Annotated in this window: 14 protein-coding genes; 2 read left to right on the top strand and 12 right to left on the bottom strand. The window is 61.8% G+C overall.

Features of this window, described 5'->3' with window-relative positions; all coding sequences use genetic code 11:
- Positions 1-47: 47 nt before the first annotated feature.
- A complete protein-coding gene (locus WN982_RS37790; protein WP_341317067.1) occupies positions 48-1,700 on the bottom strand; it encodes an ATP-dependent acyl-CoA ligase in 1,653 nt (550 codons plus the stop codon).
- A gap of 86 nt (positions 1,701-1,786) precedes the next feature.
- Between WN982_RS37790 and WN982_RS37795 the strand changes: the two genes are divergently transcribed.
- Positions 1,787-2,695: a LysR family transcriptional regulator gene (locus WN982_RS37795; protein WP_341317068.1), complete on the top strand. Its 909-nt coding sequence runs from the start codon at positions 1,787-1,789 to the stop codon at positions 2,693-2,695.
- 237 nt (positions 2,696-2,932) lie between these two features.
- Positions 2,933-3,136 (top strand): tyrosine-type recombinase/integrase, encoded by a 204-nt coding sequence (locus tag WN982_RS37800; RefSeq protein WP_341317069.1) that lies wholly within the window; start codon positions 2,933-2,935, stop codon positions 3,134-3,136.
- Positions 3,137-4,115: 979 nt separating this feature from the next.
- Here WN982_RS37800 and WN982_RS37805 read toward each other — a convergent pair.
- From WN982_RS37805 to WN982_RS37855, 11 genes are all read right to left on the bottom strand, one after another.
- On the bottom strand, positions 4,116-4,478 hold the full coding sequence (locus WN982_RS37805) for a BON domain-containing protein (protein WP_341317070.1): 363 nt from the start codon (positions 4,476-4,478) through the stop codon (positions 4,116-4,118).
- A 132-nt stretch (positions 4,479-4,610) separates the two neighbouring features.
- Entirely contained in the window at positions 4,611-5,789 is a 1,179-nt protein-coding gene (locus WN982_RS37810) for a porin (protein ID WP_341317071.1), read from the bottom strand.
- A 319-nt stretch (positions 5,790-6,108) separates the two neighbouring features.
- The gene (locus WN982_RS37815) at positions 6,109-6,549 is read right to left on the bottom strand and encodes a MaoC family dehydratase (RefSeq protein ID WP_341319556.1); all 441 of its coding nucleotides are present in this window, start codon (positions 6,547-6,549) and stop codon (positions 6,109-6,111) included.
- 185 nt (positions 6,550-6,734) lie between these two features.
- A complete protein-coding gene (locus tag WN982_RS37820; RefSeq protein WP_341317072.1) occupies positions 6,735-8,426 on the bottom strand; it encodes an electron transfer flavoprotein-ubiquinone oxidoreductase in 1,692 nt (563 codons plus the stop codon).
- A gap of 61 nt (positions 8,427-8,487) precedes the next feature.
- Complete coding sequence (gene pcaF, locus WN982_RS37825) at positions 8,488-9,690, bottom strand: 3-oxoadipyl-CoA thiolase (protein WP_341317073.1); 1,203 nt, start codon at positions 9,688-9,690, stop codon at positions 8,488-8,490.
- A 96-nt stretch (positions 9,691-9,786) separates the two neighbouring features.
- The gene (locus tag WN982_RS37830; protein ID WP_341317074.1) at positions 9,787-10,023 is read right to left on the bottom strand and encodes a hypothetical protein; all 237 of its coding nucleotides are present in this window, start codon (positions 10,021-10,023) and stop codon (positions 9,787-9,789) included.
- Between the two features lie 209 nt (positions 10,024-10,232).
- A complete protein-coding gene (locus tag WN982_RS37835) occupies positions 10,233-12,302 on the bottom strand; it encodes a 3-hydroxyacyl-CoA dehydrogenase NAD-binding domain-containing protein (protein WP_341317075.1) in 2,070 nt (689 codons plus the stop codon).
- Between the two features lie 17 nt (positions 12,303-12,319).
- Complete coding sequence (locus WN982_RS37840; RefSeq protein WP_341317076.1) at positions 12,320-13,252, bottom strand: FAD-binding protein; 933 nt, start codon at positions 13,250-13,252, stop codon at positions 12,320-12,322.
- A gap of 13 nt (positions 13,253-13,265) precedes the next feature.
- Positions 13,266-14,015: an electron transfer flavoprotein subunit beta/FixA family protein gene (locus tag WN982_RS37845; protein ID WP_341317077.1), complete on the bottom strand. Its 750-nt coding sequence runs from the start codon at positions 14,013-14,015 to the stop codon at positions 13,266-13,268.
- Between the two features lie 44 nt (positions 14,016-14,059).
- Positions 14,060-15,097 (bottom strand): zinc-binding dehydrogenase, encoded by a 1,038-nt coding sequence (locus WN982_RS37850; protein ID WP_341317078.1) that lies wholly within the window; start codon positions 15,095-15,097, stop codon positions 14,060-14,062.
- A gap of 43 nt (positions 15,098-15,140) precedes the next feature.
- Entirely contained in the window at positions 15,141-16,328 is a 1,188-nt protein-coding gene (locus WN982_RS37855) for an acyl-CoA dehydrogenase (protein ID WP_341317079.1), read from the bottom strand.
- Positions 16,329-16,355: the final 27 nt, after the last annotated feature.

Genomic DNA, 16,355 nt, shown 5'->3' on the forward strand with positions numbered 1-16,355 from the left:
GCCATGCTCGCGCCAAGGGCGTTCGGAGCGACGGAATGGGGGTTACGTCATGAACGCTTGAGCCGGTATCCCGACGCGTCGAGGTCCCACGTCGTCCACGTGACGCCTTGCTCGCGCAGCTTGAATTTCTGAATCTTGCCGTTCTCCGTCTTCGGCAGCTCTTGCGCGAAGTCGAGATAACGCGGCACGGCGAAATACGGCAGACGGGGTTCGCAGTAGCGAATCAGGTCGACTGGCTCGAGCGTTTCGCCAGTGCGCAACACGAGCGCGGCCATCACTTCGTCTTCGGCAAGCGAGGATTTGACCGCGAAAACTGCCGCTGTTTCGACTGCCGGGTGGCTCAACAGAACTTGCTCGACTTCGAACGAAGAGACGTTCTCGCCGCGGCGCCGGATCGCGTCCTTCTGCCGATCGACGAAACGGTAATCGCCGTTGGCTTCACGCACGACGCAATCACCGGTGTGAAACCACAGGTTGCGCCACGCCTCGACCGTCTTCTCGGCCATGCCGAGATAGCCGCTTGCGAAAGCGAACGGTTCGTCGGCACGCAGGATCAGCTCACCGGCTTCGCCATCGGGCACCGGCTGGTCGTGTTCGTCGACGACGCGCGCGTCGAAGCCCGCGGAGAGCTTGCCCATATAGCCCGGCCTGTGCTCGCCGATGACGCTGCTGATCACGCAGTTAGTCTCCGTTGAACCGTAGCCGTCGATCAAGGCGATGCCGCAGCGCGACGTGAAGTCTTGCTGGAAATGCCCCGGCACGCCCGGCGCAAGCGCGATGCGTACGCGGTGCTCGCGCTCGTTCCGCGCGACCGGACGGCCCAGCAGGATCGGCACCATCGCTCCGAGCACGAAGGTCACCGTCGCGCGGGTTTCGACCAGTGCGTCGAAAAAGCCGCTTGCGGAGAAACGCCGGTCGGCGACGAGCGCAGCGTCGTGAATTAATGCCTGAAAAAAGCTGTTGATTGCATTCGTGTGAAAGAGCGGCAGGCAGGTGTACAGCACATCACCGGCGACGACGCCGAGATCGCGCGCCGTGTTCTTGCCCCACCAGTAGAACTGCGCATGCGGACAGACCACACCCTTCGAGAGGCCCGACGTGCCCGAGGTGTAGAGCACGGCGAACGGGTCGCCATCCGCGAGCACGGCCGCGTCGAGCAACTCGCCTGCCGGCGGCAGTGGGACCGACGTGTAGCCTGCGGCGCTTGCCGTTTTTTGCGCCTCGGCTTCGGCATCACCCGCTTCGCCTTCGCCTATCAGCCAGATGGTTTGCAGACAAAGGTCTCGCGCATCGAGTGAGAGAACGGCATGGACCAATTGCGTTTCGGCGACGAGCAGGCGCGCGCCGCAGTTGCGCAGAATATGTTCCAGTTGCAGACCGCGCGATGCGGTATTGATTGGGACCACGACCGCGCCGAGCCATCCGCAGCCCAGCAGGACCTCTATGAATTCAGTGCGGTTGCCGCACAGCAGCGCGACGTGATCGCCACGCTTGACGCCTTGCGCGGCGAGGGCGCCGGCGCGACGCGCGGCGATCTCGACGGCGTCGGCGCCCGTCCATGTCGTCGTGCGATCCGAGAAGAGCGGCGCACTGCCGTTTCGGGCCGCGCGCGAGGCCAGCAAGGCCGGCAATGTGCGATTTGCGACGAGCTTGTGCGGCTCGCTGTTGCAGTGCTCGACGATTGTCTCCGTGGGTCCCATTTGCTCGTGTCTCTGATGTGTGTGAGGCGAGTCTAGGATCGGGTAGACTATCCGTCAAATTAATCAATTTCTCTACGCTGATAAATATGACTGATTTTGATAAGGTCGATCTGAACCTCTTGCGCGTCTTCCTCGTGATCTTCGTGGAGCGCAGCCTGACGCGCGCTGGACAGCAGCTCGGACTGTCGCAGCCGGCGGTCAGCTACGCGCTGGGACGTCTGCGGTCCCTGTTCGACGATCCGCTATTCATCAGGTCAACGGAAGGCATGCTGCCGACTCCGAAGGCGGAACAACTGGCTGCTCCGCTCGGCCGCGCAATCGGGTCGATCCGGGAAACGCTGGGCCATAGCGAACGGTTCGATCCCGCTTCGAGCTCGCGCGAATTCCGGCTATCGATGTCCGACGTCGGAGCCCAGGTGTTTCTCCCGCTCATCTGCGAGAAGTTGCAGCGCGTGGCGCCGCTGGTCCGCATCGCGGCAGAGCAGGTGCCGCTTCCGGTGATCGAGGAAAGACTGCGGCTGGGACAGCTCGACTTTGCGATTGGAAACATGTCCGCCCTCAAGCGGGTGACGAATTCCGCGCTCCTCTTTCACGAGGAATACGCGTGCATGACGCGCAAGCGTCCGGGGCTGCCGGCCCGGCGTCTGTCGGAGCAAAAGTTTCTCGAGTTATCGCACGTGACCGTGGCGTCGAGCGACAGCAGCCACGTGGAGATCGACGATGCATTGCGCACGCGCGGCCTTCATCGGCGCATTGTTTTGCGCGTGCCGCATTTCACGGTGATTCCGCAAATCCTTCTACGCACCGACTGGATGGTGACGCTGCCACGCGGGGTGGCGCGCGTGTTCAACGAATCGGGGCAATTTCTGATTTATCCGGTGCCGGTCGAACTGCCGCACATTGCATCCACCGTGTATTGGCACCCTTCGTTCGACGCCGACGAGGGCAACCGCTGGTTTCGCGAGATGCTTGTCGAGACCTTGCATCTGGATTAGAAGCGCCTGCGCACGGGGCATTGTCACGTTGTCGAGGCGGTCGCTTAAGATCGCGTGATGGAGAAATCCAAATCGCTCTTCTATGGGGGCGTGGAAGTCAAGGCCAGTTCGATGGAAGAATTCGCGCGCGCTGATGCCTTGGTACAGGTTGTGCATCGCCGGCCTGCGGGTCGGCTGTTACGACCATGACGCAGGCTGGCGATGGACAACCTGTAAAGGCGGAGCTTGGCGAGCCGGATGACGCTGCGAGCGCTGCAATACCGCTTCAGGGCAGCGAGGGAGGCCGCCGAAATTGCGGCTGCGGATTTCCAGTTTCGCGACCTGCGCGCCAAGGCAGGAACAGATAAGACTGAAGCAACGGGCGACATTCGGCACGCTCAGAAACAGCTCGGCCACGGCTCAGTGGTCATGACGGAGCATTACGTGCGGCCAACCCACTAGTTGGTTTTGCGGAACAAAACTGGGGTTGAAAAAATCGCTGAATCCTTTGGTGGGCCGGGTCGGATTCGAACCGACGATGTCCTTTCGGAGGCGGATTATGAGTCCTCGCGAGAATGCAAGAAAATCAATGGGTTATGCCATTTTCATTTCCGCAATCAGGCTGGTTTCACGCCCCGGAAAGCCTTGCAATTTAAGGAACGCGTATCGATTTGCGGAAATGCCATAACCCGACGCCGCAGCGCGCAAGAATAGCACCCGGTCGGCCAAATCTGAAGGATGCGGTACAACCAACCTGGCGTCATCCGTCCGTCACGTCCCGTCCCGCTTACGCCGTTCGAGATGCCCATGTGGGCATATCAACGTCGGCCATCCTGCAGTTCATCCCGTCCCGGTTACCGCCATTCCGCAATGCCTGGTTCCGGGCAGCGTGGATGGGCGCATTCGACCGTTCCGGTCCTTGGACACCACGTCGTGTCAATGGCAGGTGCCGAGTGCAGACGATCCCCCGGAGGGCAGAGGTACGAATGCACGCCCATGCGTGGCAACCGTCCGCTTGGAAACGTCAACTTATGGATCCGCCGATGAAGGAATACACGGCCTGGGCGGATGATCGAACTCGTACGTCGGTGCGTCCTGGCATCCCGGCGCGAGTCGCCCTTCCTCAAGCCGCGAATTCCCGATCTTGCAACACAAGGGTTCGACTCACGGCGCCAAACATAAAGCGCAATAGCGGCAGACGTCAAACACCCCGAGGCGCAAGCGGCCGTCTGATCAGCCCCGCTTACCCGGGTCGAGCCAACGTTGGATGCGTACTCCCGCCCCGGGTGGACGGCGACGTGCAGCAAATGCCCCACCGTCCGGTCGGTCCGGCAACTTCAAGCCGTTCCTGATTACCCTGTATGCCAGGAGGCGGACTGCCACGGAAACGCGACCGTGGATCACCGGCCGCGAGGCGCGCATGCTGGAACCGCCCTGGTGTTTATTGCCGGCTCATGCTGACGGCAAGCTGGCTGTTGACCGAGTTGACACCCGGCACAGTCTTCGCAGCATCGATGGCCTTCTGGATCTGGTCGTCGTTGGGCACCGATCCCGTCAGCGCAATGCTGCCGTGCTTCACCAGAACCACGATATGCGATGAATCAAGACCTGCCGTGTGAGTTAGAGCTTGGCGCACGGCTTTCGTCAATCTGCGGTTTGCTGTGCGCTGTTCCTTTGCGGTAGGGGCGGACGCTGCCTGAGAATCCGGTGTGGCAGACGCATTGCCCGGTTGCGCAAAGGTGTTCGCAATAGTTGCAACCAATAGTACGGCAACAATCGTTTGAATTGACTTGACCAGCTTCATTTCACTTCTCCTTTTCCATATCGCCGTAGCGAACACTTGAACCAACAGGCAAACGGTCCCGTTGACGCCTGCGATTAACCGGGCGGACAGGCGCACCGGAAGGCGCTTTCTCCGACTGTTTCCGGGTATGGACTAGAACTTGTGGCGCATGGCAATCCGCACCAGGGTCTGGTTGGTGTTCGACGAGTCGCCTGCATTGCCGATGTTGGCGACTGCGGGAGCGCCGGTCGAAGAGGTGCCGGCTGCTTTCTGGTAAGCGCCTTCAACATACACATCGGTACGCTTGGACAGCGAGTAATCCGCAATCAGACTGAACTGGTTAAAGTGTTGGTTGCCCAGATTTGTGCCATTCGCCGTCGCAATGTTGTTGCCTTTGGTGTAGTTATAGGCCGCTCCAACATAGAAGGCCGGCGTAAAGACCCACTTCAGCCCAACGTCGACATTGTTGAATATCGCAGTTGCGCCACTCAACGCGCCAATGGACGCGTACTGCGTGTTCGAATACGACAAACCGATCAAGGCCGGTCCGATCGTGTACGTCCCACCTGCCACTACGACCTGATAGGCATTTGCGCTTTCATAGCCTTTGTTCAGGATCCCGGTCAATTGGGTACCGCTAGCGTTGCCCGTAAAAAATCCGGTTCCAGGGGTCGCGCCCGTCGGGTTCTTGAAGTACAGATAGGCCACCCCCAAAGCTACCGGACCGTGGTTGTAGGCCGCGCCCGCGGAGTAGCCTCCACCGCCAGTGATATTGCCAGGCATGCCACCTACGCTAAGTTGCGCACCGAAAGACAGACCGCTGAAGCTCGGACTCGCATAGCGGATTGCATTGTTGGTACGTAGCGAGTTGGCGGTATTATCCAGATCGCCGGGGTGCATGAACAACTGACTGCCGATATAACCCTGGATGGTGACGGCCTGAGCGTAATTCACCACGGAGTCATACTGTCGGCCCAACATCACGTCACCATAACTCGCGTTGCTCAAACCTACATAGGCCTGACGTCCAAACGCTGTACCGCCTTGTGCAAAGGCCCCGGTGTTCAGGTTGACACCCGACTCAAGCGTAAAAATAGCCCTGAGGCCACCACCGAGGTCTTCCGAACCTTTCATTCCCCAACGGCTGCCAAGCGGCCCGTTAAGAGAGTCCATGTAAAACTTTCGTCCTCCGCCCGGAAGGGTTGACGCGGTGACGTTGTTGTTGAACATGAGTCCTTCGTCAAGGACCCCGTACAGGGTCATACTGCTTTGTGCATGCGCCACTGAGGCGAATGCACAAAGTGCTGCCACAGCGAGTAGCGACTTTTTCATCGAATGATCTCCAGTTGATTGCGTTCGTTTAATTTTTTAAAAACAGGGGTACACCTGAAGTTTCTCCTGTCGAACCTGCGTTTATCGAAGTCAAGACAAACGTAAGTTTTTTTTGGTGATCGATCGTCTGATGGCAGACATAATTTCAATTCATATAATTTGCAGTCCTATATGTAAAAGCGAATTTGATCGATCTTTATTGTGATGTTCGCCACACCATTAGTGGTGCGCCCGTCCTCGCCAGATCGTCAAGGGAGTCGGATTACCTTGCCACGGCTCTCTCCAGGTTTACCCACGTCAGCTCCGGCTTTTGGGCGACTCACTCCGGATGGGGGTTGCGCGAAGTCGGCATCACGAGCGCATCGCCGTCGATCACCACTTTTCCTCCCACCGTGCACACGGTCGATAGTACGACGCGCCGTTTTTGCGGAATTAGCTCCCTGACGGTCACCGTGGCGTGTACTGTATCGCCCGGGCGTACCGGTGCCCTGAAGCGCAAGTTCTGGCTCAGGTAAACGGTCCCGGGCCCCGGCAGACGGCCGGCAATGGCCGCGGAGATCACACTCGCGGTCAGCATCCCATGGGCAATACGGCCCTTGAACTGGGTCGTCTGCGCAAACTCCTCGTTAATGTGCAACGCGTTGTTGTCGCCCGATGCGCCCGCGAAGAGGACGATGTCTGCTTCGGTAATGGTCTTGGCGAACGTGGCGCTCATGCCCACCGTGAGGTCTTCAATGTCGTGTCCTTCGAGTTCGTTCATGGCTTCTTCAGTGAGGGAGCCCTGGTGGGCAAAATCCGGGTCATCGGGCGACGAATCAGACGTCCCGTCGTCCATGAGCCGATAGTCGCGGCGCGAGTGCACCAGGAGGTGACAGACTTGCCGAACGAACACATCATTGCTGTCCTCGCTCAGAGTGCGCATAGGGTTGCGGCGTCGCCGGCGATCTACATCCCGGCATAGTTGGGCCCGCCACCGCCCTCGGGCACAACCCAGACGACGTTCTGTGTCGGGTCCTTGATGTCGCATGTCTTGCAGTGCACGCAGTTCTGCGCGTTGATCTGCAGCCGGTCCGAGCCATCTTCGTTCTTCACGAACTCGTACACGCCTGCCGGGCAGTACCGGCTCTCGGGCCCTGCGAATGTCGCCAGGTTCACGGACACGGGCACGGATGCATCCTTGAGCGTCAGATGCGCGGGCTGGCTTTCTTCGTGGTTGGTGTTGCTGATGAAGACGCTCGACAGGCGGTCGAAGGTTAGCTTGCCATCGGGCTTGGGATAGACGATCGGCTCACACGCGGCTGCGGGCTTGAGATAGACATGGTCGGGTTTGTGGCGGTGGATGGTCCATGGGATGCGGCCCTTGAGCACGAACTGCTCGATACCCGTCATCAGCGTGCCAACGGTGCGCCCCTTTTTGAACCATTGCTTGAAATTGCGCGCCTTGTTGAGCTCGCGGTACAGCCACGATTTCTCAAACGCGTCCGGATACGCAGACAGCTCGTCGTGCTTGCGGCCTGAAACGATGGCGTCGTAGGCCGCCTCGGCGGCCAGCATGCCGGTCTTGATAGCCGCATGGCTGCCCTTGATACGGCTCGCGTTCAGGTAGCCAGCGTCGCAGCCGACCAGTGCGCCACCCGGGAACACCGTTTTCGGCAGGGAGAGCAGGCCACCGGCCGTGATGGCGCGCGCGCCATAGGCCAGGCGCTTGCCGGTGACTTCGCCCTGGTCGTTCTCAAAGTAGCGTCGAATACCAGGGTGGGTCTTGAAACGCTGGAATTCCTCGAACGGGCTGAGGTAGGGATTCTGGTAGTCGAGGCCAACCACAAAGCCGATCACAACCTTGTTGTCTTCCATATGATAAAGAAACGAGCCGCCGTACGTGGCCTTATCGAGCGGCCAGCCTGCGCTGTGCAGGGCCAGCCCGGGCTTGTGACGTGCAGGGTCGATTTCCCACAGTTCCTTGATGCCGATACCATAGCTTTGAGGATCGCGGCCCTCGTCGAGCCTGTACCTCGAAATCAGCTGCTTGCCCAGATGCCCGCGTGCGCCTTCGGCGAAGATGGTGTATCTGGCGCGCAGTTCCATACCGAGCTGGAAATTCCCGGTGGGCTCGCGGTCCTTGCTGAGACCCAGGTTGCCGGTGGCCACGCCCGCGACGGACCCGTCTTCGTTGTAGAGCACCTCGGCAGCGGCAAAGCCGGGAAAGATTTCCACACCGAGGTTTTCGGCCTGCTGCGCCATCCAGCGCGTGACGTTGCCCAGGCTGACAACGTAATTGCCATGATTGTTGAAGCAGTCGGGCAGCAACCGGTTTGGTACGCGTCTGGCACCCGTTTCGGTGGCCATGAGAAACACGTCCTCGGTGACCGGCTGGTTCAGCGGTGCCCCCAGTTCTTTCCAGTCCGGAAACAGTTCGTTGATCGCCGTGGGATCCATGATCGCGCCCGAAAGGATGTGAGCGCCGGGCTCGGATCCTTTTTCGAGCACCACGACAGATACGTCCGTCCCCCCGGCAGCCGCCAGTTGTTTGAGTCGGATAGCGGTGGCCAGACCCGCGGGGCCGCCGCCCACGACTACCACGTCGTACTCCATGGCTTCGCGCGGACCATACTGCGAGAGCATTTCCTCGTGTGTCATAAAATTTCCTTGTGACTCGTCACTGAACGCAACGAGTCCGACGAAAACGTTGTTCTGAGACCTACACCCGCTCCAGCACCACAGCGATGCCCTGCCCCACGCCGATACACATGGTGCACAGGGCGTAGCGCCCGCCGGTGGCGTGCAGCCGATTCACGGCCGTCGTGGCCAGGCGTGCGCCGCTCGCACCCAGCGGGTGACCCAGCGCAATCGCACCACCCCACGCATTGACGCGCTCGTCGTCGTCCCCGAGACCCAGCAGACGCAGCACTGCCAGGCCCTGCGCGGCAAACGCTTCGTTCAGTTCGATCACGTCGATCTGCTCCAGTTTGAGTCCGGTAAGGGACAGCACCTTCTGCGTGGCCGGCGCCGGGCCAATGCCCATGATGCGCGGCGGCACGCCCGCGGTGGCCATGCCAACCACCCGGGCCCTGGGTACCAGACCGTTGCTCAGCGCCGCGGACTCGCTGGCCAGCAGCAGCGCGCAGGCTCCGTCATTCACGCCGCTGGCGTTGCCGGCGGTCACCGTGCCATCGGCTCGCACCACGCCCTTGAGTTTGGCCAGCGCCTCCAGGCTGGTCGCGCGCGGGTGCTCGTCGCGACTCACGACGATCGGTTCGCCCTTCTTTTGCGCAATGGTCACGGGCACGATCTCGCGCGCCAGATGGCCGGCCTGCTGCGCCGCCACCGCCTTGAGCTGGCTTGCTAACGCCATGCGGTCCTGTGCTTCGCGCTCGATCCTGTAGTCAGTGGCGACGTTCTCGGCCGTCTCCGGCATGGAGTCCACGCCGTACCGGTCCTTCATCAACCTGTTGATGAGCCGCCAGCCAATCGTAGTGTCATAGATGGCGTTGGCGCGGCTGAATGCGGCCTCGGCCTTGGGCATGACAAACGGTGCGCGGCTCATGCTTTCGACGCCGCCGGCTACCATCATCTGCGCTTCGCCGCTCCTGATCGCACGCGCGGCCGTGCCGACGGCGTCCAGTCCTGAGCCACACAGGCGGTTGACCGTGGCACCGGGCACCTCGAGCGGCAAGCCGGCCAGGAGGCTGGCCATACGGGCGACGTTGCGATTGTCTTCACCGGCCTGGTTCGCACAGCCGTAGATCACATCGGTCACGGCCGACCAGTCCACGTTGGGGTTGCGTTCCATCAGGGCCTTGAGCGGAATCGCGCCCAGGTCGTCAGTGCGGACGCTCGAAAGTGCTCCGCCATAGCGGCCAATGGGCGTGCGGATCGCATCGCAGATGTAAGCATGGGTCATGGTTAGGATCCTGGTTTCCGAAGTTAGAATTTCGCCGGTTTTCTGGTTCGTCGGCTGCCGCTTCAATCGCGGCTGCCAACGCAAATACACTGCACGCTAGCAAGTGCGCATAGCCAGGCGTTTGGCCTCAGGCGGGAACACGCACCACGTACCGTCATGGTGCTGGAAGAAAAAAATGGCAACCGGGCCCTCCGGTTTTACTGCCTCGACGCGGACATAGCGCCCCTGATTCAAGTGTCTGCGGGCGAATCGGGTCACACGAAACCGCGTCGCCATAGTTGGCGCCAGCCATTTCTCGACAAGTACGCGCAGGGACTTTTCTGCCGTGTTCATCTGCGACTCCTTCATTGTTCCCGTTGATACGGCCTCGCCCTGGCGCACTCGCGACTACAGCTTCGGCCACAAGGTACTGGGTCACTTCGAGTGATTGATATCCTGACGTCATCCGGCGAAGCAACGCTGCTCACCAGCGCACCGTCGCCGGCGGATGTCTAACTTAGGACACTCGACATCCGGGAGCGATGTTTCGGTATGCGGAGTGATCAGGCCATCAATACGGCCAGGTCTCCTCGCACAAAGTCGCCGCCATTAGCGTGGGCCAGTTCATCCATGGCCGCTTGCAGGGCGGCCAAGCCCTGCTGGCGTGCCCAGAACACCGGGCCGCCTTCCCAGCGGGGGAAGCCGTACCCTTGCACCATCACCACGTCGATGTCCGTTGCGCGACCGGCCACCCCTTCGGCGAGCAACCGTGCAGCCTCATTGACCATCGCCAACAGCGCGCGACGTTGTATCTCTGCGTTGTTCAGCAAACGGCGTTCGATGCCGCGATCGACGGAAGCCTGTTCGATGATGCCGCGCACCGTCTCATCCGTGGCCGCAGATCGCTTGCCGTCCGGATACGTGTAGTAGCCGGTGCCGGTCTTGCGGCCCAGCCGCCCCTGCTCGCACAGGTGGTCCAGGATCGCGACGTAGCGTTCATTGGGGTTGCGGGTGGCCGCCTGGGCCTGGCGCATGCGCCAGGCGATGTCCAGTCCGGACAGGTCGGCTACGGCAAACGGGCCCATCGCCATGCCAAAGGCCTGCAGCGCAGCGTCGACCTGCTCAGGCCAGGCGCCGTCTTCCAGCATGAACTCGCACTGCTTCCGGTAGGCGTTGTAGATGCGGTTGCCAATGAAGCCGAAGGCGTTGCCGGTCACCACCGGCTGCTTGTGCAGGCGCTTCGCCAGTTCCATGCCGGTCGCCACTACGTCCGCAGCAGTCTCAGCGCCTCGCACGACTTCCAGCAATTTCATGACATGCGCCGGACTGAAGAAGTGCAGACCCAGCACGTCCTGGGGTCGAGAGGTGATCCGCGCAATGGCGTCCACATCCAGGTAGGAGGTGTTGGTGGCCATCACGGCGCCGGGACGCGCATGCGCGTCAATCTTCGCAAACACGGACTGCTTGACTGCCATGTCTTCGAATACGGCTTCGATGACCAGGTCTGCGCGGCGCAGGTGCGCCCAGTCGGTGCTCGGCGTGAGGCGGGATTCATTGTCTTGCGCCGCGCTCACCTTGAGCTTGCCGCTGGCCACGCGGCTGCCGTAGTGTTCGCCGATCCGCTCGCGGCCCCTGCGCAGCGCGGCTTCATCCTGCTCCAGCAGGATGACATCCAACCCTGCGTCGAGAGCGCTGATGGCAATGCCCGAACCCATGGTGCCGGCGCCGATGATCGCAACCGACTGCACGGGCCGCGGGGCTGTCATGACTGCCTGCGTGAGTTTCATCGCTTCGCGTTCGGCAAAAAATTGATGACGCAGGGCGAACGCTTCGGCCGATTGCCGAAGTTGCTGGAACACGACGCGCTCGTCGGCCAGTGCATCGTCAATGGGCAGCTGAAGCGAAGCCCGGATCGCCTCAACTGCCGCCACGACGGCAGGACGGTGCTTGCCCGCGCGCAACGCCGATTGCACCGCGGACTCAATGGCTGCCGGATTGTCTTCGGGTACCTCCTCGTCGCGAATGCGGCACTTGCGTCCGGCCAGACTTCGGGCGTGTGCGATGGCGGCGCCGCGCACGTCGGTATCAACCGCCGCGTCGATCAGGCGCAATTCCAGCGCCTTGCCACTCGGGATGCGCTCGCCGCTGCAGATCATCTGGATCGCGCGCGCCACACCGACCCGACGTGGCACCCGCTGGGTGCCCCCAGCGCCCGGGATGATGCCCAGCCCCACTTCGGGCAGACCGACCACCGTGCCCAACATAGCTACCCGCGCGTCGCAACCTAGCGCGAGCTCAAAACCCCCACCCAGTGCAGCGCCATGCAGCGCGGCCACGACCGGCCTGGAGCAGGCCTCGATGGCGGCGATCACCGTCGGAAGCTCAGGCGGACCCAGCGGTTTGCCGAATTCGCGCAGGTCCGATCCGGCCATGAAGGTGTTTCCGGAACCGATCAGCACGCCTGCCTGCAGACCGGGCGTCGTCTGCAGCATATCGATGGCCTGCAGCAAGCCGCGCCGGACCTCAAGCGAGCCGGCGTTGATGGGCGGGTTGTCGATGATAATGACCAGCACATCGCCGTCGCGCTCGGTACGGACCGCTGTATGGACCGCGGTATGGACTTTGGGCTTCATGTCGGTCTCCCGCCTGCTCAAAGTGCCGCGACCAGTTCGGGCACGGCGGCGAACAGATCCGCCTCCAGACCATAGTCGGCGACGCTAAAAATCGGTGCCTCCGGATCCTTGTTGATCGCCACGATCACCTTTGAATCCTTCATGCCCGCCAGGTGCTGGATGGCCCCTGAGATGCCCACCGCAATGTACAGCTGGGGCGCCACGATCTTGCCCGTCTGTCCCACCTGCAGGTCGTTCGCGGCGTAGCCCGCGTCCACCGCCGCGCGGCTGGCACCGATGGCCCCGCCCAGCTTGTCGGCGAGCGGCGTGATCACTTCGTTAAACTTATCTGCGCTGCCAAGTGCACGGCCGCCAGAAACAATAATTTTCGCGGCGGTAAGTTCCGGGCGATCGCTCCTGACAAGCTGGCTGCTGACAAAACGCGCTTTGCCACTGTCAGCCGTCGGGGTGATGGTTTCCACCACGGCAGAGCCGCCGGAAGCGGCCGTGGCATCAAAGCCGGTGGTGCGTACAGTGAGCACCTTGGTGGCATCGCCGCTTTGCACCGTGGCAATGGCGTTGCCCGCATAGATGGGACGATCAAAGATGTCGGCGCTCTCGACCCGGGTAATCTCGCTGATCTGGCCCACGTCCAGTCTGGCCGCCACCCGCGGCGCGATGTTCTTGCCGCTGGCCGTGGCGGCAAAGAGGATGTGGCTGTAGCTACTGGCTATCCCGAGTACCTGGGCGGCGACGTTTTCAGCAAGACCGTGCGCGAAGACATCGCTATCGGCGTGGAGCACCTTGCTCACCCCGGCAATCCGGGCCGCCGCCCGAGCGGCGGCTTCTGCGTTGCTGCCGGCCACGAGGATGTGGACTTCGCCACCGCAAGCAGCGGCTGCCGTGACGGTGTTCAGGGTCGCGCCGTGCACGGAGTTGTGGTCGTGTTCAGCAATAACAAGTGCGGTCATTTGATTCAACTCCTCAGATCACTTTGACTTCGTTACTGAGCTTGTCCACCAGCGTGGCCACGTCAGGTACCTTGATGCCGGCGCTGCGCCTGGGCGGCTCGGAGACTTTAACCGTCTTGATGCGCGGGGTTACGTCGACACCCAGGTCGCCCGGCTTGACGATCTCGAGCGGCTTCTTTTTGGCCTTCATGATGTTGGGCAGCGTCACGTAGCGCGGCTCGTTCAGGCGCAGGTCGGTGGTGACCACCGCCGGCAAATCGAAGGACAGGGTTTCAAGCCCGCCATCGACTTCGCGGGTGACCTCGGCCTTGCCTTCAGCGACCTCGATCTTTGAGGCAAAGGTGGCCTGAGGCAGGTCAGCGAGCGCGGCAAGCATCTGGCCGGTCTGGTTGCAATCGTCATCGATAGCCTGCTTGCCCAGAATCACAAGGCCGGGCTGCTCCTTGTCCACCAGCGCCTTGAGTAGTTTGGCGACAGCCAGGGGTTGCAGTTCTTCGCCGGTTTCGACCAGGATGCCGCGATCGGCGCCGATCGCCATCGCCGTGCGCAGGGTCTCCTGACACTGGGCAGTGCCACAGGAAACCGCGACGACTTCCGTCGCCACACCCTTTTCCTTCAAGCGAATGGCCTCTTCGATGGCAATTTCATCAAAGGGGTTCATGCTCATCTTGACGTTGGCGATGTCGACACCCGTGCGATCTGACTTGACCTGCACCTTGACATTGAAGTCGACCACGCGTTTGACCGCGACCAATACTTTCATATCTGCTCCTTGACTGCGAATGACGGATTCAAATCAACGATCGGTCAGGGTTCGTCGATGGTGATGGCGATCTTCCCGAACTGACTTCCCGCTTCCAGTCGGTCGAGCGCGGCATGCACATCACCCAACGGATAACGGGAGTCGATCACCGGGCGCAATGCCGCGCGTCCGGTGAGCGCGAGCAAATGGCGGAACTCATCGAGATCCCCCAGGGTTGAACCGAAGAGCTGAAGCTGCCGAATGAAAATGCGGCGCAGATCGGCTGGCGGCTGATCGCCGGTTGTCGCGCCGCACGTCACGATGCGGCCACCGCGAACCAGCGACTTGAGTGCGCTCGACCAGACTGCCTGACCCACATTCTCGATCACGACATCGACACCACGGCCGCCCGTCAGCGCCATCACTTCCCTGGCGACGTCCTGCGTCGTGCCGTTGATCGCATGGTCCGCTCCCATCGCCAGCGCGCGCTGCAATTTGGGGTCGTCACGGGAAGTGACGATGGCCCGGCTACCCGCCAGCTTCGCTAGCTGCAGCGCGGCCAGAGACACGCCTCCGCCGATACCGAAGATGAGCACCGTCTCCCACGGCTTGAGCTGTGCTTTGGTGAAGAGCATCCGCCAGGCCGTCAGATGGTTCACACCCAACGCGGCGGCTTCCGCGAAATCCAGCGATTCAGGCATCGGAAACACGTTCGTCGCCGGCAGGCAGACGTATTCGGCAAGCGTGCCATCGCGGTGTTCTCCGAGGTACTGGATCGACGTGCACAGCACCCCTTCGCCCCGCTGGCAGAACTCACAGCGCCCGCAGGCGATACCGGGATGCACTACCACGCGCTGCCCAGGCGACAACGAGGTCTCCGAGGCATCGACCTCCTCGACGATGCCGGCACCATCAAGCCCCATGATCTGGGGTAACCGGTGCGTGATGCCGGCGCCACTGTCGCGCATGTAGAGGTCGACGCGATTGAGGGTAGCGGCTCGCATGCGGACCAGGACTTCGCCCGGGCCGCGTGCCGGCCTCGGCCGTTCGCCGATCTCGACGACTTCGTTGCCCCCGTGACCCGTGATGAATACCGCCTTCATGATCTTTACCTCGTCGATGATTGAAGTTGCCGCCGGGGCTGCCTCAGAAAGCGGCCATCCCGGTAATCGCGCGGCCGAGAATCAGCGCATGCACGTCGTGCGTACCTTCGTAGGTGTTGACCACTTCGAGGTTGACCAGATGACGGGCAACGCCGAACTCATCGCTGATGCCATTGCCACCGAGCATGTCGCGCGCCATCCGGGCAATGTCGAGCGCCTTGCCGCAGGAGTTGCGCTTCATGATCGAGGTGATCTCCACCGCCGCCGTGCCCTCGTCTTTCATTCGGCCCAGACGCAGGCAGCCCTGCAGGCCGAGCGTGATGTCGGTCAGCATGTCGGCCAGCTTCTTCTGGATCAACTGGTTGGCCGCCAGCGGCTTGCCGAACTGTTTGCGGTCCAACGTGTACTGACGCGCACGCTGAAAGCAGTCTTCCGCAGCGCCCAGCGCGCCCCAGGCGATGCCGTAGCGGGCCGAGTTCAGGCAGGTGAACGGGCCTTTAAGGCCGCGTACGTCCGGAAAGGCATTCTCTTCGGGGCAGAACACCTCGTCCATCACGATCTCGCCGGTAATGCTGGCGCGCAGTCCGACCTTGCCGTGAATGGCCGGCGCCGAGAGTCCCTTCCAACCCTTTTCCAGGACGAAGCCCCGGATCGCGCCCTCGTCATCCTTGGCCCACACGACGAACACGTCGGCGATCGGGCTGTTGGTGATCCACATCTTCGAACCGGTCAGCGAGTAGCCACCGGCAACTTTCTTCGCCCGGGTAATCATGCTGCCGGGGTCAGAGCCGTGGTTCGGCTCCGTCAGGCCGAAGCAACCGATCAGCTCGCCTGTCGCGAGCTTCGGGAGGTATTTCTGTTTGGTGGCCTCGTTGCCGAACGCGTTGATCGGCACCATCACCAGCGAGCTCTGCACGCTCATCATCGAGCGGTAGCCGGAATCGATCATCTCGACCTCGCGTGCCACCAGGCCGTAGCACACATAGTTCATGCCCGCGCCACCATAGGCTTCGGGAATCGTCGAGCCCAGCAGGCCAAGCGCGCCCATCTCGCGGAAGATCGCAGGGTCGGTCTGTTCGTTGCGGAAAGCGTCGAGCACCCGGGGGGCGAGTCGCTCCTGGCAGTAGGCGCGCGCCGCATCGCGCACCTGGCGCTCGTCTTCGTTGAGCTGGTGATCGAGCAGCAGCGGGTCGCTCCACTGGAACGAAATATGTTTGGGGCTTGAGGTCATGATGGTGTTTCCAGCTCAACAATGGGG

It is taken from the genome of Paraburkholderia sp. IMGN_8, assembly GCF_038050405.1.
Taxonomy (GTDB): domain Bacteria; phylum Pseudomonadota; class Gammaproteobacteria; order Burkholderiales; family Burkholderiaceae; genus Paraburkholderia.

Bases quoted from the DNA above. Each gene is read 5' to 3' on its own strand.
- WN982_RS37830 (WP_341317074.1), bottom strand. From the start codon at position 10,023: ATGAACACGGCAGAAAAGTCCCTGCGCGTACTTGTCGAGAAATGGCTG.
- WN982_RS37845 (WP_341317077.1), bottom strand. From the start codon at position 14,015: ATGAAAGTATTGGTCGCGGTCAAACGCGTGGTCGACTTCAATGTCAAG.
- WN982_RS37840 (WP_341317076.1), bottom strand. From the start codon at position 13,252: ATGACCGCACTTGTTATTGCTGAACACGACCACAACTCCGTGCACGGC.
- WN982_RS37850 (WP_341317078.1), bottom strand. From the start codon at position 15,097: ATGAAGGCGGTATTCATCACGGGTCACGGGGGCAACGAAGTCGTCGAG.
- WN982_RS37835 (WP_341317075.1), bottom strand. From the start codon at position 12,302: ATGAAGCCCAAAGTCCATACCGCGGTCCATACAGCGGTCCGTACCGAG.
- pcaF (WP_341317073.1), bottom strand. From the start codon at position 9,690: ATGACCCATGCTTACATCTGCGATGCGATCCGCACGCCCATTGGCCGC.
- WN982_RS37795 (WP_341317068.1), top strand. From the start codon at position 1,787: ATGACTGATTTTGATAAGGTCGATCTGAACCTCTTGCGCGTCTTCCTC.
- WN982_RS37820 (WP_341317072.1), bottom strand. From the start codon at position 8,426: ATGACACACGAGGAAATGCTCTCGCAGTATGGTCCGCGCGAAGCCATG.
- WN982_RS37800 (WP_341317069.1), top strand. From the start codon at position 2,933: ATGACGCTGCGAGCGCTGCAATACCGCTTCAGGGCAGCGAGGGAGGCC.
- WN982_RS37855 (WP_341317079.1), bottom strand. From the start codon at position 16,328: ATGACCTCAAGCCCCAAACATATTTCGTTCCAGTGGAGCGACCCGCTG.
- WN982_RS37810 (WP_341317071.1), bottom strand. From the start codon at position 5,789: ATGAAAAAGTCGCTACTCGCTGTGGCAGCACTTTGTGCATTCGCCTCA.
- WN982_RS37805 (WP_341317070.1), bottom strand. From the start codon at position 4,478: ATGAAGCTGGTCAAGTCAATTCAAACGATTGTTGCCGTACTATTGGTT.
- WN982_RS37815 (WP_341319556.1), bottom strand. From the start codon at position 6,549: ATGAACGAACTCGAAGGACACGACATTGAAGACCTCACGGTGGGCATG.
- WN982_RS37790 (WP_341317067.1), bottom strand. From the start codon at position 1,700: ATGGGACCCACGGAGACAATCGTCGAGCACTGCAACAGCGAGCCGCAC.